The organism is Isoptericola croceus (assembly GCF_029382255.1).
Classification (GTDB): Bacteria; Actinomycetota; Actinomycetes; order Actinomycetales; family Cellulomonadaceae; genus Isoptericola; species Isoptericola croceus.
In genome coordinates this window covers 1-305 of the sequence record NZ_JARLLG010000079.1, presented here as the reverse complement: position 1 = coordinate 305, position 305 = coordinate 1, and the positions used below count along the sequence as shown (strand labels likewise).

1 protein-coding gene is annotated in these 305 nt (G+C 36.7%); it reads right to left on the bottom strand.

Translation table 11 applies throughout. From position 1 onward, the window contains the following. Positions 1 to 66 precede the first annotated feature (66 nt). Positions 67 to 305 (bottom strand): ribonuclease H family protein (locus PZC42_RS24390; protein WP_277213972.1); only part of this gene is annotated, 239 nt, incomplete at its 5' end.

The window sequence follows — 305 nt, the reverse complement described above, 5'->3', positions numbered from 1 at the left end:
CGTCTGATAACACCATCTACTCCTTCTTTATAAAGGTGTGGGTCATCCCAGAAGTAATGTCTTAAATCATAGAAAAACTTTTTTCTTTTGCTGGTATGTGAAACTAGGTGGTATAAATTTAGCAACAATGTAATTAGCATAATCAGCATACCATGGAGCAGTACGAGAAGCATTTATGACAGCTAATTGTTCATCAGGAAAACTATCATCAATAGGGAGTGGGTCATCAAGAACATTTTCTAACCTAGACAAGTTGTCTGCAACGGGGTTCTCAGCTCCCTTTCTATCAATAATATGCAAATCAA